The sequence below is a fragment of the Sporocytophaga myxococcoides genome, from assembly GCF_000775915.1.
Taxonomy (GTDB): Bacteria; Bacteroidota; Bacteroidia; order Cytophagales; family Cytophagaceae; genus Sporocytophaga; species Sporocytophaga myxococcoides_A.
Map to the genome: position 1 here is coordinate 368,338 of NZ_BBLT01000002.1, position 13,184 is coordinate 381,521.

Sequence of the window (13,184 nt, forward strand, 5' to 3'; positions counted from 1 at the left end):
AATCTTTGTTTTTCTTAAGCAATGTTATCCCTGAAAGCTGTCTTAAAGCTTTTGCGATAAAGTCCGGGAGTAACGTTCAGATGTTTCAGAAAAAGTCTTCTCAGTGAATCCTGGCTGCCTATTCCGCAATTATCTGCTATCTGGTCAAGGGAAAGGTTGGAATCTTCAAGACTCCTTTTGGCTTTTTCAAGCCGAACTTTCTCTACATATTTTCCAGGGGTGATGCCGGTTTCTTTCAGAAAAACTCTTGCAAAATTTCTTGGACTCATAGCACAATGTTCCGAAAGCTGTTCAACTTTTAAATCCTCTTTAATATGCTCGGATATATATTCCTGAACATCCCTGATGGGCCCGCTTTCTGTTTGCTGCTGTGCCAGTATTGTACTGTATTGAGATTGATTACCTGGTCTCTGAAGATATAGCACCAGCTCCTTTGCTACAGTTAGGGCTAGCTCTCTGCCGTAATCTTCCTCAACCATTGCAAGTGCCAGGTCCATGCCTGAAGAAACCCCTGCGGAAGTATATATTTTCCCATCACGGATAAATATTGGATCAGGATCAACTATAATCTCAGGGAACCTTGTCTGTAGCTCATTACAGGCCATCCAATGGGTAGTGGCCCTTTTGCCATTCAGAAGACCTGCTTCTGCCAAAGCAAAGGTACCTCTGCAAATGGATGCGATCCTTCTTATTTTTCCTGAATTCTGGTTTAGCCACTTATAAAAGTCTTTGCTAAGTCTGAAAGGGCTTTTGGAAGCATAACCGGCAATGATCAGGGTATCAATTTTCTCCTCAATTGCTTTATAGCTCAGAGGGGTATTAATAGTAATTCCTGATGATGAAGTACATGTTTTTTTTCCATGTTCCGGAGAAATGGTGATCACTTTGTAAGCTTCTTTCCGGGGAGTACCGGATTTTAAGGCAAGAGAGGCTCTGCTAAATACATCTGCCGGTCCTGCAATATCAATCAGCATGGTATCTGGCATGGCAACTATGGCGATAAGCCTTTCTTTTATACCGTTTACAGGAGTCATAAATTCCCTTGTTTTTATTATATAAGTCAAATATAGAAGAAAAGGATCTTGGCAGTAATGGCAATTTTGTTGCATTTTCTGCCAAATTTAAAAATGCGGAATGAAGGTTTTGATATAGGAGTGTTGAGTAAACTATTCGATTTGTGTGGTTTATAGTCATGCTATGCTTCGGCGTGTAGTATTGGATAAAGGAGTCATACCCTTAAAGGCTCACAATTAGAATATGATCCTTTTTCAAATATGATACTCTGGATAAGAGATTAGGAAGGTATATGTAGAGGATTAGTAGCTGGGAATACATGAAAGAGGTAATAAGATATTCTACTGATCCAAATGTAAATGATAGAGCAAAAAAATAATATAAAAAGCTGCCCTTTTTGAAGGCAGCTTTTTATAAAAAGATTTATTGCAAATTATTTTTGAGCAGTAAATATATATTGAGTAGTAACTGAAGCTCCACCTGAAGATTGCGTTTCTGAGTATTTAAAGGTTGAACCGTTTAGCTCATCAATTTTATAAGTATCACCATCAATTTCTATTTGGGAATCGTTATTAGTCAATTTCCATGTCCCATCATAGTCTTCATCACATTTATCTGCATAGGTGTGGTCATAAGAACCACCTGTTTTGTATACATCTAAAGCACTTTTCTCACAGGCGTCAACATATTGATTAAACATAGATTGGCCGGCAATTGTGAATCCTGTAATTTTCCAGCCCTTTGCAGTAGTTAAATACTCAGTTTTTGATTTAGAAGGAGCCGCAGCTTCATCTTTGTCTTTTTTGCAAGAAGAAAAAACAACCATTAAGCCTGCTAGGACAGCAGCAGATAATTTTAAATTTTTCATAAAAAGGTGTTAAATTAATTGATAAAAATTTATTGTTTGTTTTGTTTATTCTATTGGTCGAAGGTAATGCCTTCTAAAAATTATTTAAGCTTAAATAATAGGTCAAATATATATTGTGTTTATAATATTTCAAAGTGTCATAATCCATCTTGAAAATTGAAATTATGTATATGAAAAGTACTTCTAATTATACATGTTTGAATCTCAGTATTTAACAATGGACTTTTTGCTGTTCAATAATTCTATAATTTGTAAAATTTAGAATTATTATAAAGAAGAACTTTGAGCATTTGTTATTTTTAAAATTGTCACAATGATCACTCATACGTTTAATATATAAATGGGTTGTCAAATTTTTTTTAATAGTTTTAAGGGGAGCTTCTTTGTATGATATTGTTTGCAGGGTGAATGGGTGGTTTTTGTCGTTGAGCTATATTTGTAAAATGAAGTTAAAGTCTGCTTAATGGAAAAAGAAGGCAAGAGATACTTGCTGACATAAAAAGGGTGGATATTTTTTAGAACGATTAGTTTGTTAGAAAGGGCTTTGATCATTCTTGAAGTTTTTTTGTTACTTTAGTAAAGCTTAATAGTTTTAAGTCAATGGCAACAAAATCTAATAGAGACAATCCTGGTAAAAAAGGTAAAGGTTTTAATACCTCTTATACAAAATTTTTAAAAGAAGTCGGCAAGATGAGTGCTGAACGTTCCATCAAAGAGTCTAAGGCGCTAGGCTTATCAATTACCTATGTGGAAGAAGGAAAAATTATCAGAGAGGATGCCAATGGAAAGCAAAAAGTTATTGGGGAAATATAACAAATGGCTCATAAACAAAAGCGGCTAAGAATATTTGCTGGACCTAATGGATCAGGAAAGTCATCCTTATTTCATGATTTTTCCAATAGAGTAGATTTTAATGTTGGATATTTTTTAAATGCTGATAATGTTGAAAAGGAGCCTCGTGAAAAAGGATTTATCAATTTATCAGAATTAAATCTAAAAGTAGATAAAAAGTCATTTCAGGATTTTAGCAAAAGCTCTACACTTAAAAAGAAAGCAAAAAAAGAAGGGTATAAGATAGATATAAAGTATATAGATAATATTCTTGTCAATCAATCAAAAGAAACCAATTCCTATGAAGCAGCATTTGTCACAGCTTTCATAAGACAAGAGTTTATTAAATCCGGAGTTTCTTATTCATTTGAAACAGTAATGTCTCATCCATCCAAGTTGGAGGATATCATCTGGGCAAACAAAGCAGGATATAAGACATATTTATACTACATAAGTACAGAATCACCCATAGTAAATATAGATAGAATTGATAACAGGGTAGGAAAGGGGGGACACTATGTTGGTGAAGATAAAATCAATTCACGGTATATCGCTTCCCTTGATTTATTGTTTCAAGCTATTAAGCTTGTCAGAAGGGCTTATATTTTTGACAATTCCGGAAGAGAATATAAGTTAGTCGCAGAATTTTTTAAAGGTGAAATGAAATACCATGATAAAAAATTCCCTGCCTGGTTTCTTAAAAATGTAATTGAAAAGCAGGAAGAGTAGTTGGCTATAGATTAATTAGAAGATCTCCATCTGCCTAATGAAGAGCAAAAGCCCTTTCAATTTTAAATTGAAAGGCTTTTACTTTTTTTGGGTGGCCAATGGGACTCGAACCCACGACCCTCCCGCCCTCGGTCGGGATGATCTAACCAGCAGAACTATTATGTTTATTGATATATTCTTTAACCTTAGCTGGATTCTTAAAATTCTTTAACTTTTTCTCATTCGCCATAGCTTCAGCTCTTGTTTCAAAGGTGATATAATAGAGAAGTTTCCAAGGTCCTTTGTTCCTAGTATATAAGGATCCTCCATTGTTATGACGGTTCAGTCGTGCCAGTAAGTTATCGGTTTGGCCAATGTAAAGTTTTCCCGAAGTCTCAGACTCCAGGATGTAGGTGTAGTAAATTTTCATAGCTGGATAAAAAATAATCTGAAATAAAAAAAGCGACTTAAATTTAGTCGCTTTAATTATAAGGGTGGCCAATGGGACTCGAACCCACGACCCTCCCGACCAAGGTCGGGATGATCTAACCTTCCTGAACTATTATAGTTCTAATAGATCGATCTTAAAGCGATAGAAATAAAAAAGCGACTTAAAATTTAGTCGCTTTACTATTTTTGGGTGGCCAATGGGACTCGAACCCACGAACCCTCCCCGACCAAGGTCGGGATGATCTAACCTTCCTGAACTATTATAGTTCTAATAGATCGATCTTAAAGCGATAGAAATAAAAAAAGCGACTTAAAATTTAGTCGCTTTACTATTTTTGGGTGGCCAATGGGACTCGAACCCACGACCCTCCCGACCAAGGTCGGGATGATCTAACCTTCCTGAACTATTATAGTTCTAATAGATCGATCTTAAAGCGATAGAAATAAAAAAAGCGACTTAAAATTTAGTCGCTTTACTTTTTTTGGGTGGCCAATGGGACTCGAACCCACGACCCTCAGAACCACAATCTGATGTTCTAACCAACTGAACTATGGCCACCGTTTTACTTTAGGTGTGCAAAGATATAAGAACGAATTTTAATTTACAAGAAAATATTTGTTAAAATTATTATCTGTTGAAAGATAGGCGTTTGCCATAATTGCTTTCGTCAAATTTTCCATCTTCATACACTAAATTGCCACTTACAAAGGTATGGGTAACTTTAGAATGGAAATTCACTCCCTCAAAAGGAGACCAGCCACACTGGTATAGAATATTGTTTTTAGCTACCTCATAAGAAGCTCCCAGATCCACTAAAACCAGATCAGCCCAATAACCTTCCCTGATATATCCTCTCTTTTCAATCTGGAAACAAATTGCAGGATTGTGAGACATCTTTTCTACTATTTTCTCCAGGCTGATTTTACCTTGTTTGTAGAACTCCAGCATGGCATTAAGGCTATGCTGAACCAAAGGTCCTCCTGAAGGCGCTTTCCAATAGTTCTGACTCTTCTCTTCCATTGTATGAGGAGCATGATCAGTAGCAATGATGTCAAGATGATCATCAAGCATCGCTTTGAAAAGAGCTTCTTTATGTCTTTTTTCCTTTACCGCAGGATTCCATTTTATCCTGGTTCCAAGTCTGTCATAATCTCCGCTGTCAAACCACAAGTGATGGACACAGACTTCGGCAGTAATTCTTTTTTCACTTAAGGGTTTTGAATTATCAAAAAGGCTGATCTCTTCTTCTGTAGAAATGTGAAGGATGTGCAGCCTTGAATTAAATTTTTTTGCCAAAGCTACAGCCATTGAAGAAGATTTGTAACAGGCTTCTTCATTCCTTATGATAGGGTGAATGGATGAAGCAGGGTTTTCTCCGTATTTTTCTTTTGCAAGAGCAGTGTTCCTCTGGATTGTTTGCTCATCTTCACAATGCGTCGCAATGAGCATTCCTGCGTTTTTAAATATTTCTTCAAGTGTCTTCTCATTGTCAACCAGCATGTTGCCTGTAGAAGAACCCATAAATACTTTTAACCCACAGACATTTTTAGGATCAGTTTTTAAAGCTTCCTGTAAATTGTCATTTGAAACACCCATAAAAAAAGAATAATTGGCTAAGGATGTTTGTGAAGCTCTTGTATATTTTTCGGCTAACAGCTCCTGTGTCAGTGTATTGGGAACAGTATTGGGCATTTCCATGAAAGAGGTTATGCCGCCGGCAACAGCTGCTTTAGCTTCAGAATAAATAGTTGCCTTATGTGTTAAACCTGGTTCTCTGAAGTGCACCTGGTCATCTATAACGCCGGGAATCAGATACTTTCCTTTCGCATCGATTATTTTATCGGCCGGTTTGGAAGAGAGGTTATGGCCAATTTCTGCAATAAATCCATTCTCTATAAAAATATCACCTGAAGAGATACGCCCTTCATTTACTATATTTGCATTAAGGATAAGTATTTTTTTCATTCTTGAAAATATTTGTCACAAGATACAACCTGCTTCATCTTGGGGCAACAATAATATTGCTATAATAGATCATGTCCAATTTATTTGAAAATTTAAAGCTTAATAAGCAACTAATTAACGCCATTGAAGATGCTGGTTATGAGAAACCAACTGAAATTCAGGAGAAGGCCATTCCACAAATTATGGCAGGGCATGATATTCTAGGTATCGCTCAGACCGGTACCGGCAAAACAGCTGCATACCTGTTGCCATTACTGATGAAAATAAAATATGCTCAGGGAATGAATCCTAAGGCATTGATCCTTGCCCCGACCAGAGAGCTGGGAATTCAGATAAATGAAGAAATTAAAAAGCTGGCGAAATATACTGATATCAGAACTGTAGCTGTCTTTGGGGGAATTGGTCCTAAGCAGCAAATTGAAGAAATCAGGAAAGGCGTAGATGTAATAGTCGGCACACCTGGAAGGTTTATGGACCTCTACAGGGCAAAAGAATTGGTTGTAAAAGAAATCAAGACACTCGTCCTGGATGAAGCGGACAAGATGATGGATATGGGTTTTATGCCACAAATAAGGCAAATCCTTGAAGTGGTACCGACGAAACGCCAAAACTTACTGTTCTCCGCAACTATGCCCTCTAAGGTTGAGACATTGACAGAAGAATTCCTCGAATATCCTATGAAAATAGAAGTAGCTCCTCAGGCTACTACTGTTGAAGCAATAGAACAGGAACTATATAAAGTTCCCAACTTTAAAACCAAAATAAATCTTCTTGGACATTTATTAAGAAATCAGGAATTAACCAGAGTCATCATTTTTGTGAAGACAAAAGAAACAGCTGAGAATGTTTTCAAATTCATAGAAAGAAAGATCTATTCTGAAGTCAGAGTTATTCATGCAAATAAAGGACAGAACACCCGTATCAATTCAATAGAAGCGTTTAAGGAAGGTAATGTAAGGATACTTGTGGGGACTGATGTCGCTGCAAGGGGAATAGATGTTTCCAAAGTTAGCCATGTAATCAATTTTGATGTGCCACTCATCTATGAAGATTATGTACATAGAGTAGGAAGGACTGGAAGGGCAAGTGAAAGTGGCGTGGCAATTACTTTTGCATTGCCAAATGAAACGTATCACATAGAGCAGATTGAAAAGCTGATACGTAAAAGTATTTCTGTCAAAGAAATTCCTGAGAAAGTAATTATAGAAGATACTCCATTTGAAGAAAAACAGGGAATGGATCGGGAATTGGATGACCTTAAAAAGAGACTCAATCCTGAGTTTAAAGGAGCATTCCATGAGAAAAAACATCCAAGGAAAGATTTGCCAGGAAGAAAGGATTCTGGTAAAAAAGGAACAGGGCAGAAAGGGAGAAAAGATGCTCAGGCAAAATCTGCAGGAGCCAAAGCCAAAGCCGGACTTAAAGGTAAGTCTGCACCAAAAGGGAAGTTTAAAAAATGACTTTTACTTTGACTAATTGAATTTTACAATAATCGAAATTTTGTTTTTATTAATCTAAAAAGATAGCGTTATAACATCTAATTGCTTATTTTAGTATTATAGTTTTTTGGTTGAATAATTATTAACAACTTTCCATAGCTGGTTGAAAGATCTTGGGGTTGAGTCGGGGAGCCCTCCTCGCTTGCCCCAAGTTTTCTTTACAAGGTATCCTAAAAGCAGCTTTTTAAATTTTCCACCTATTTTATTGCCGATATTGGTTTTGAGCATCGCAAATCTGAAGAGCTTTGTCAGCATATGTTTCTTTTTGGACTCTGCAGCAAAGACATCTTTCCTTTTCATGATTAATAAGGTTTGAAGGTCAATTTTAACTGGACAAGCAAGAGTACAATTACCGCAAAGGGTACAGGAATAAACTGGATGTTGAATTACATTATCAGGAGTTATAATAGAATTGACAGGAAACTGGATTAGTTGATCCGTATGGTTTACAGGACAAACAGAAACACATTGCATACAATCTATGCAAGAAACAAGCTGTCTTTTTAGTGGATCCGGAAGGAGGTCAGTCTTGCCACCGTCGATCAGAATTACAATAAGTCTATGTGCTGGTGATAATGGGCCAGACAGCATCTGGAACTCCAGAGGCTTTTCTGGTGAAGAAAAAAAATCAAGGAAAAGGGGTAGGTCTTTTCCTGAAGGAATCACTTTGTTTATGTCCGCTACAAGTATAGTTACCTGACCTGCCGCAAAGAAGTTCAAAGCTTCGCCGGTTATAATTGCATTGCCGGATTCGGCTATTAAAAATCCGGCTTCAGAAATACTCAATACCCGTTTTTCTTCAGTTACCGGATTCTTTTTGCTGATTATTTCAAGACCAAGATTTTCCAGTTTGCCCGATAAACTCTGAGGAAGCTTTAATGCTGCTTTAGCAGAAATGTTAAACTTTTTAAGAGAAAATTTTTCAGCAAGCCTTATGATTTCATTCTGGACATCATTATAAGTACCACACCAGATCACATGCCCACCTTTTTTTGAAAAATTCGTCTCGAAATCTTTGAGGTGTTTTTCAAGATTCGAAACCGTAATCTCTCTAATATAAGACGCTCTTTTCCTGGCAAGGGAAGGATTGCTGAAGTTCTCCAGATATGCAGGTTTGGTCATTGATTATTTCTTCCCTCCGTCAACTTTAATCGTTTCCTCTCTGTTGGCAAGTTCCCATGCCGTAGCAAAAATCAATTTTGTTATCTTGGCAGCTTTGTCAAATAGAATTTTATCTACTGTGTCTGTAGGTTGGTGATAATCTTTATGTACTCCGCTAAAATAAAATATAACAGGAATGTTGTTTTTTGCAAAGTTATAGTGGTCGGATCTGTAGTAAAACCTGTTAGGGTCATCAAATCTGTTAAACTTATAATCCAGTTCTAACTGAACTCCGTTTTTATTGGCATTTTCATTAATTGTATGAAGGTCTGTAGAAAGCCGGTCACTGCCAATGATATAGACATAGTTTTCATTATTGGCATGGTCTTCATCCAATCTTCCGATCATGTCTACATTAAGGTTAGCAACAGTTTTGTTAAGAGGGAAAACAGGATGATCTGTGTAAAACTCTGATCCCATAAGGCCTTTCTCCTCAGCTGTTACAGGCATTATTAGTACACTCCTTCTCGGCCCTTGTCCGTTTTTCTTCGCAAGTGCAAAAGCCTCTGCTATCTCCAGAAGGGCAGCAGTTCCACTACCATCATCGTCTGCTCCATAATGAATTTTTCCATTTTCAATTCCCAGATGGTCATAATGAGCAGTAAGTATTACTACTTCATCTTTTTTGTCTGTTCCTTCTATTAAGCCAAGTACATTTTCAGTCTCTACTGCCGATTCAACCACATCTGCTTTATATGAAAGTTTTGCCGGCTTAAACGGAGATTTGTAATCATTACCTGCTTTTGCTATTTCTTCCTTCTGAGTCAAAAGTTTTTCCTCAGTTGTTTTGAGCATCTCTGCTGCAAGCTTGGTGCTGATAAACAAGGCACTTCCTCCTCTTAGTTTATGTGAAAAACTAAGGTATGGTTGAGCTATGTGACTTTTAAGTTGATTCAGTCTTGTTTCATAATCAGTAAAATTATTTCCTACTATAATGAAGACTTCCTGAGCGCCCAGTTTTCTTGCTTCGGATGCTTTTTTCCTCCAATCGTTGCCCCAGTCAGATGCTTTTGCTGTGCCTGTTACCAGAGATTTTCCGTCTTTTACCGGTTCCCCCATAAATATTATGACAGCCTTTCCTTTTAAATCCTGATTTCTGTAGTCTGAATAATCTGCAGTATTAATTCCATATCCTCCGAAGACAACGGGAACTTTTATCTCCTTAGGAACTTTTATATCTCCGTAGGCATAGAAGTCTTTAAGAAAAACTTTCTTTTCCTTTCCGACTTTCAGATATACATCACCCCAGGATCTCTTTACCAGGATAAACTTCTGAAAGTAAGATTTCTGTCCATCCGGAGTTGTTACAGGAGGTTGTAAACCAAGTTGTTGAAAGTGGTTTTTGATATATTCAGCAGCCTTCTTTTGACCTGCCATCCCGGTTTCTCTTCCTTCCAGGCTGTCAGAAGCCAGAATGTGAAGATGTCTGGAAAGGTCATTGGCTGTAATGGTTTTCTCATAGGTTGTAACCTGGGCAAAGGCCTGGTTCAACAAGGTAAAAAGACTGAAAATAATGAGTAATCTGTTCATGCAGTAAATTTAATTATAGGGCTCGCGTAAAAAAAGAAACTAATGAATATAATTGACAGAACTTAAAAAAGGTTCTTACAATCATTGAAATTATTTAATAATTGATAATCAGTAAGGAGTTGTGAATGACGCTCTGTAATAGTTATCCACAGCCTTTTCTTTTGCTTATTATCTCACTTTAAATTTAAGTACTTTTGTAAGATAGAAATGCATAATTGGAATCCTGTTTATGAAAATTAACCTTAACCAAAAATCAGGCTTTAACGAAAGACATATAGGACCTTCAAAAAATGATCAGAAGGAGATGCTGGATCTGATAGGTGTTAAAAATCTGGATCAGTTGATCAACGAAACTATCCCTGAGTCTATTCGCCTTAAAAATGACCTTAACCTTCCTGAACCACTAACTGAATTTGAATTCCTTAAACACTTTGGTTCCCTGGCAAATGAAAATAAAATTTATAAATCATATATTGGTTTAGGTTATTATGCCTGTATTACACCTCCAGTTATTCTGAGGAATATCCTGGAAAATCCGGGGTGGTATACCGCTTATACTCCATATCAGGCAGAGATCGCGCAGGGAAGACTGGAAGCATTGATCAACTATCAGACAATGATTACCGATCTGACCGGAATGGAGCTTGCAAACGCTTCCCTTCTTGATGAAGGAACAGCAGCTGCAGAAGCTATGAACCTCATGCATTCCGGAAGAACAGGTTCGAAAAAGAATGCAAATACTTTTTTCGTTTCGGAAAATTGTTTCCCTCAAACCATAGATGTTCTTAAAACCAGAGCTACTCCTCTTGGCATAACGCTTAAGATAGGAGATATCAATACACCAGAAGCTTTAAGCGCTGATATATTCGGTATATTGCTTCAATATCCTGATGCTAACGGTGAGGTTATTAATTATAAAAATCTTACTGATGCTGCGCATAAACAGGATATTATGGTTGGTGTGGCTGCAGATCTTCTGAGTCTTACACTCCTTACACCTCCGGGGGAATTTGGTGCTGACGTAGTCGTAGGCTCCACTCAGAGATTTGGGGTACCTATGGGATACGGCGGTCCACATGCTGCATATTTTGCTACTAAAGAAGAATTCAAAAGAAGTATACCAGGAAGAGTAATCGGGGCTTCAGTAGATGCTCAAGGTAAGCATGCCTACCGTATGGCTTTGCAAACAAGAGAGCAACATATAAGAAGAGAAAAAGCAACTTCAAACATCTGTACTGCTCAGGTGCTCCTTGCTGTAATAGCGGGCAGCTATGCTGTTTATCATGGGCCTCAAGGTTTAAGAAACATAGCGTTTAAGGTAGCAGGATTTACTAAGCTTCTGAATAATTCCATCACCGATTTAGGATTCAATCAATCAAACAAACTGTTTTTCGATACTCTGAAAATTGAAACAGGTAATTTGACTGATGCTGTAAAGAAGGCTGCAGAAGCAAAAGAAATCAACTTTCGTTATTCTGAAACCAGCACATTTATTACGCTTGATGAAACAGTAGACGTTGCAGCTCTTAAAGATATTATCTCTGTATTCGCAGAAGTAAAAGGGAAAAAGGCTGAAGATATTTTATCAAAACTTTCTGTTGACGTTGATATTTCTTTCCCCGGATTGGAAAGAACGTCATCTTACCTTCAACATCCTGTCTTCAACTCTTACTATTCTGAGCACGAAATGCTGAGGTATCTGAAGAGATTAGAAAATAAAGACCTTTCATTAGTTCATTCCATGATTTCATTGGGTTCATGTACTATGAAGCTGAATGCTACTGCGGAGATGATGCCCATAACCTGGGAAAAAATCGGTCAGATTCATCCATTTGTCCCAGCGGCTCAGGCTGAAGGGTATAGGAAGATCTTTACAAACCTTGAGAACTGGCTTTCTGAAATTACTGGTTTTGCAGGTGTTTCCTTACAGCCCAATTCAGGAGCCCAGGGAGAATATGCAGGCTTGATGGTCGTGAGAGCTTATTATCAAAACAAAGGAGAAACGCACAGAAACGTTGCGCTTATTCCTAGTTCTGCTCATGGTACAAACCCAGCTACTGCTGTCATGGCCGGTATGAAGGTGGTAACGGTGAAATGTGATGATAAAGGAAATATTGATATTTCTGATTTAAGAAGTAAAGCAGAGCAATACAAAGACAATCTTTGTGTATTGATGGTAACATACCCTTCTACACATGGTGTTTTTGAAGAAGGTATCAAAGAGATTTGCCAGATTATTCATGATGCAGGTGGCCAGGTTTATATGGATGGAGCAAATATGAATGCTCAGGTTGGTCTTACCAGTCCTGCCAGTATCGGGGCAGATGTATGTCATTTGAATCTGCATAAGACATTCTGTATACCGCACGGTGGTGGTGGTCCTGGTGTAGGTCCTATTGGAGTGGCAGCTCATCTGAAACCATTCCTTCCGGGAAACCCTCTGGTAAAAACTGGTGGTGAAAAAGCTATTCATGCAGTTTCCGCAGCTCCTTGGGGAAGTGCAAGTATATTACCTATTTCTTATGCTTATATAGCAATGATGGGAGCTGAGGGTTTAAAGAGCTCTACTCAGCATGCTATTCTGAATGCAAATTATATAAAGGCTAGATTGGAGAAATTCTATCCGATTCTATATACAAACACCAAAGGTCGTTGTGCTCATGAATTTATTCTGGATTGCAGGGAGTTTAAGCACTCTGTTGGAGTTGAAGTAGAGGATATTGCAAAAAGACTGATGGACTATGGTTTCCATGCTCCGACAGTTTCATTCCCTGTGCCAGGAACACTTATGATTGAACCTACAGAAAGTGAGTCTAAAGAAGAGCTAGACAGATTCTGTGAGGCAATGATTCAGATAAGAGAGGAAATCAGGGAAATAGAAAACGGAAAAGCTGATAAAGTCAACAATGTACTTAAGCATGCTCCTCATACAGCAGAGGTCATCATGGCTGATAATTGGACAAGGCCATATACAAGAGAGAAAGCAGCATTCCCGATTGAATGGATCAGACAGAGAAAGTTCTGGCCTTCTGTAAGCAGAATAGATAATGCTTATGGTGATAGAAATCTTGTTTGTACTTGCCTGCCGGTTGAAGACTATGCTTCACACGAAGAGGTGGTTCAATAGATCAGTTTAGATCTTTCTTTAGAAAGGAAT

10 protein-coding genes and 1 tRNA gene are annotated in these 13,184 nt (G+C 37.6%); 4 read left to right on the forward strand and 7 right to left on the reverse strand.

From position 1 onward, the window contains the following. Positions 1 to 14: 14 nt before the first annotated feature. Together MYP_RS05855 and MYP_RS05860 are read right to left on the reverse strand one after the other, a co-directional pair. Complete coding sequence (locus MYP_RS05855; RefSeq protein WP_045459827.1) at positions 15 to 1,034, reverse strand: GlxA family transcriptional regulator; 1,020 nt, start codon at positions 1,032 to 1,034, stop codon at positions 15 to 17. Positions 1,035 to 1,447: 413 nt separating this feature from the next. Further along, positions 1,448 to 1,882: a lipocalin family protein gene (locus tag MYP_RS05860; RefSeq protein ID WP_045459829.1), complete on the reverse strand. Its 435-nt coding sequence runs from the start codon at positions 1,880 to 1,882 to the stop codon at positions 1,448 to 1,450. 600 nt (positions 1,883 to 2,482) lie between these two features. Here MYP_RS05860 and MYP_RS05865 point away from each other — a divergent pair. Next, positions 2,483 to 2,695 (forward strand): hypothetical protein, encoded by a 213-nt coding sequence (locus tag MYP_RS05865; RefSeq protein ID WP_045459840.1) that lies wholly within the window; start codon positions 2,483 to 2,485, stop codon positions 2,693 to 2,695. Positions 2,696 to 2,698: 3 nt separating this feature from the next. Then, the gene (locus MYP_RS05870) at positions 2,699 to 3,442 is read left to right on the forward strand and encodes a hypothetical protein (protein ID WP_045459846.1); all 744 of its coding nucleotides are present in this window, start codon (positions 2,699 to 2,701) and stop codon (positions 3,440 to 3,442) included. Positions 3,443 to 3,584: 142 nt separating this feature from the next. Here the strand turns inward: MYP_RS05870 and MYP_RS05875 are convergent, their stop codons facing one another. The 3 genes from MYP_RS05875 to MYP_RS05885 form a co-directional block, all read right to left on the reverse strand. Further along, positions 3,585 to 3,851, reverse strand: a complete 267-nt coding sequence (locus MYP_RS05875; RefSeq protein WP_052429975.1) for a GIY-YIG nuclease family protein — start codon at positions 3,849 to 3,851, stop codon at positions 3,585 to 3,587. A 505-nt stretch (positions 3,852 to 4,356) separates the two neighbouring features. Next, positions 4,357 to 4,430, reverse strand: a tRNA-His gene (locus tag MYP_RS05880). A gap of 69 nt (positions 4,431 to 4,499) precedes the next feature. After that, positions 4,500 to 5,837, reverse strand: coding sequence for a dihydroorotase (locus MYP_RS05885; protein ID WP_045459848.1), 1,338 nt, complete (start codon positions 5,835 to 5,837; stop codon positions 4,500 to 4,502). 71 nt (positions 5,838 to 5,908) lie between these two features. On the opposite strand from MYP_RS05885, the gene MYP_RS05890 reads away from it, so the two are divergent. Beyond that, the gene (locus tag MYP_RS05890) at positions 5,909 to 7,297 is read left to right on the forward strand and encodes a DEAD/DEAH box helicase (protein ID WP_045459849.1); all 1,389 of its coding nucleotides are present in this window, start codon (positions 5,909 to 5,911) and stop codon (positions 7,295 to 7,297) included. 96 nt (positions 7,298 to 7,393) lie between these two features. On the opposite strand, the gene MYP_RS05895 is transcribed toward MYP_RS05890, so the two are convergent. Together MYP_RS05895 and MYP_RS05900 are read right to left on the reverse strand one after the other, a co-directional pair. Beyond that, positions 7,394 to 8,458, reverse strand: coding sequence for a 4Fe-4S dicluster domain-containing protein (locus tag MYP_RS05895; RefSeq protein ID WP_045459852.1), 1,065 nt, complete (start codon positions 8,456 to 8,458; stop codon positions 7,394 to 7,396). Between the two features lie 3 nt (positions 8,459 to 8,461). Continuing rightward, complete coding sequence (locus MYP_RS05900; RefSeq protein WP_045459856.1) at positions 8,462 to 10,027, reverse strand: M28 family peptidase; 1,566 nt, start codon at positions 10,025 to 10,027, stop codon at positions 8,462 to 8,464. Positions 10,028 to 10,256: 229 nt separating this feature from the next. On the opposite strand from MYP_RS05900, the gene gcvP reads away from it, so the two are divergent. Continuing rightward, complete coding sequence (gcvP, locus tag MYP_RS05905) at positions 10,257 to 13,154, forward strand: aminomethyl-transferring glycine dehydrogenase (protein WP_045459859.1); 2,898 nt, start codon at positions 10,257 to 10,259, stop codon at positions 13,152 to 13,154. The last annotated feature ends 30 nt before the right edge of the window (positions 13,155 to 13,184 follow it).

Bases quoted from the DNA above. Each gene is read 5' to 3' on its own strand.
- MYP_RS05860 (WP_045459829.1), bottom strand. From the start codon at position 1,882: ATGAAAAATTTAAAATTATCTGCTGCTGTCCTAGCAGGCTTAATGGTT.
- MYP_RS05865 (WP_045459840.1), top strand. From the start codon at position 2,483: ATGGCAACAAAATCTAATAGAGACAATCCTGGTAAAAAAGGTAAAGGT.
- MYP_RS05885 (WP_045459848.1), bottom strand. From the start codon at position 5,837: ATGAAAAAAATACTTATCCTTAATGCAAATATAGTAAATGAAGGGCGT.
- MYP_RS05890 (WP_045459849.1), top strand. From the start codon at position 5,909: ATGTCCAATTTATTTGAAAATTTAAAGCTTAATAAGCAACTAATTAAC.
- gcvP (WP_045459859.1), top strand. From the start codon at position 10,257: ATGAAAATTAACCTTAACCAAAAATCAGGCTTTAACGAAAGACATATA.
- MYP_RS05855 (WP_045459827.1), bottom strand. From the start codon at position 1,034: ATGACTCCTGTAAACGGTATAAAAGAAAGGCTTATCGCCATAGTTGCC.
- MYP_RS05900 (WP_045459856.1), bottom strand. From the start codon at position 10,027: ATGAACAGATTACTCATTATTTTCAGTCTTTTTACCTTGTTGAACCAG.
- MYP_RS05870 (WP_045459846.1), top strand. From the start codon at position 2,699: ATGGCTCATAAACAAAAGCGGCTAAGAATATTTGCTGGACCTAATGGA.
- MYP_RS05875 (WP_052429975.1), bottom strand. From the start codon at position 3,851: ATGAAAATTTACTACACCTACATCCTGGAGTCTGAGACTTCGGGAAAA.
- MYP_RS05895 (WP_045459852.1), bottom strand. From the start codon at position 8,458: ATGACCAAACCTGCATATCTGGAGAACTTCAGCAATCCTTCCCTTGCC.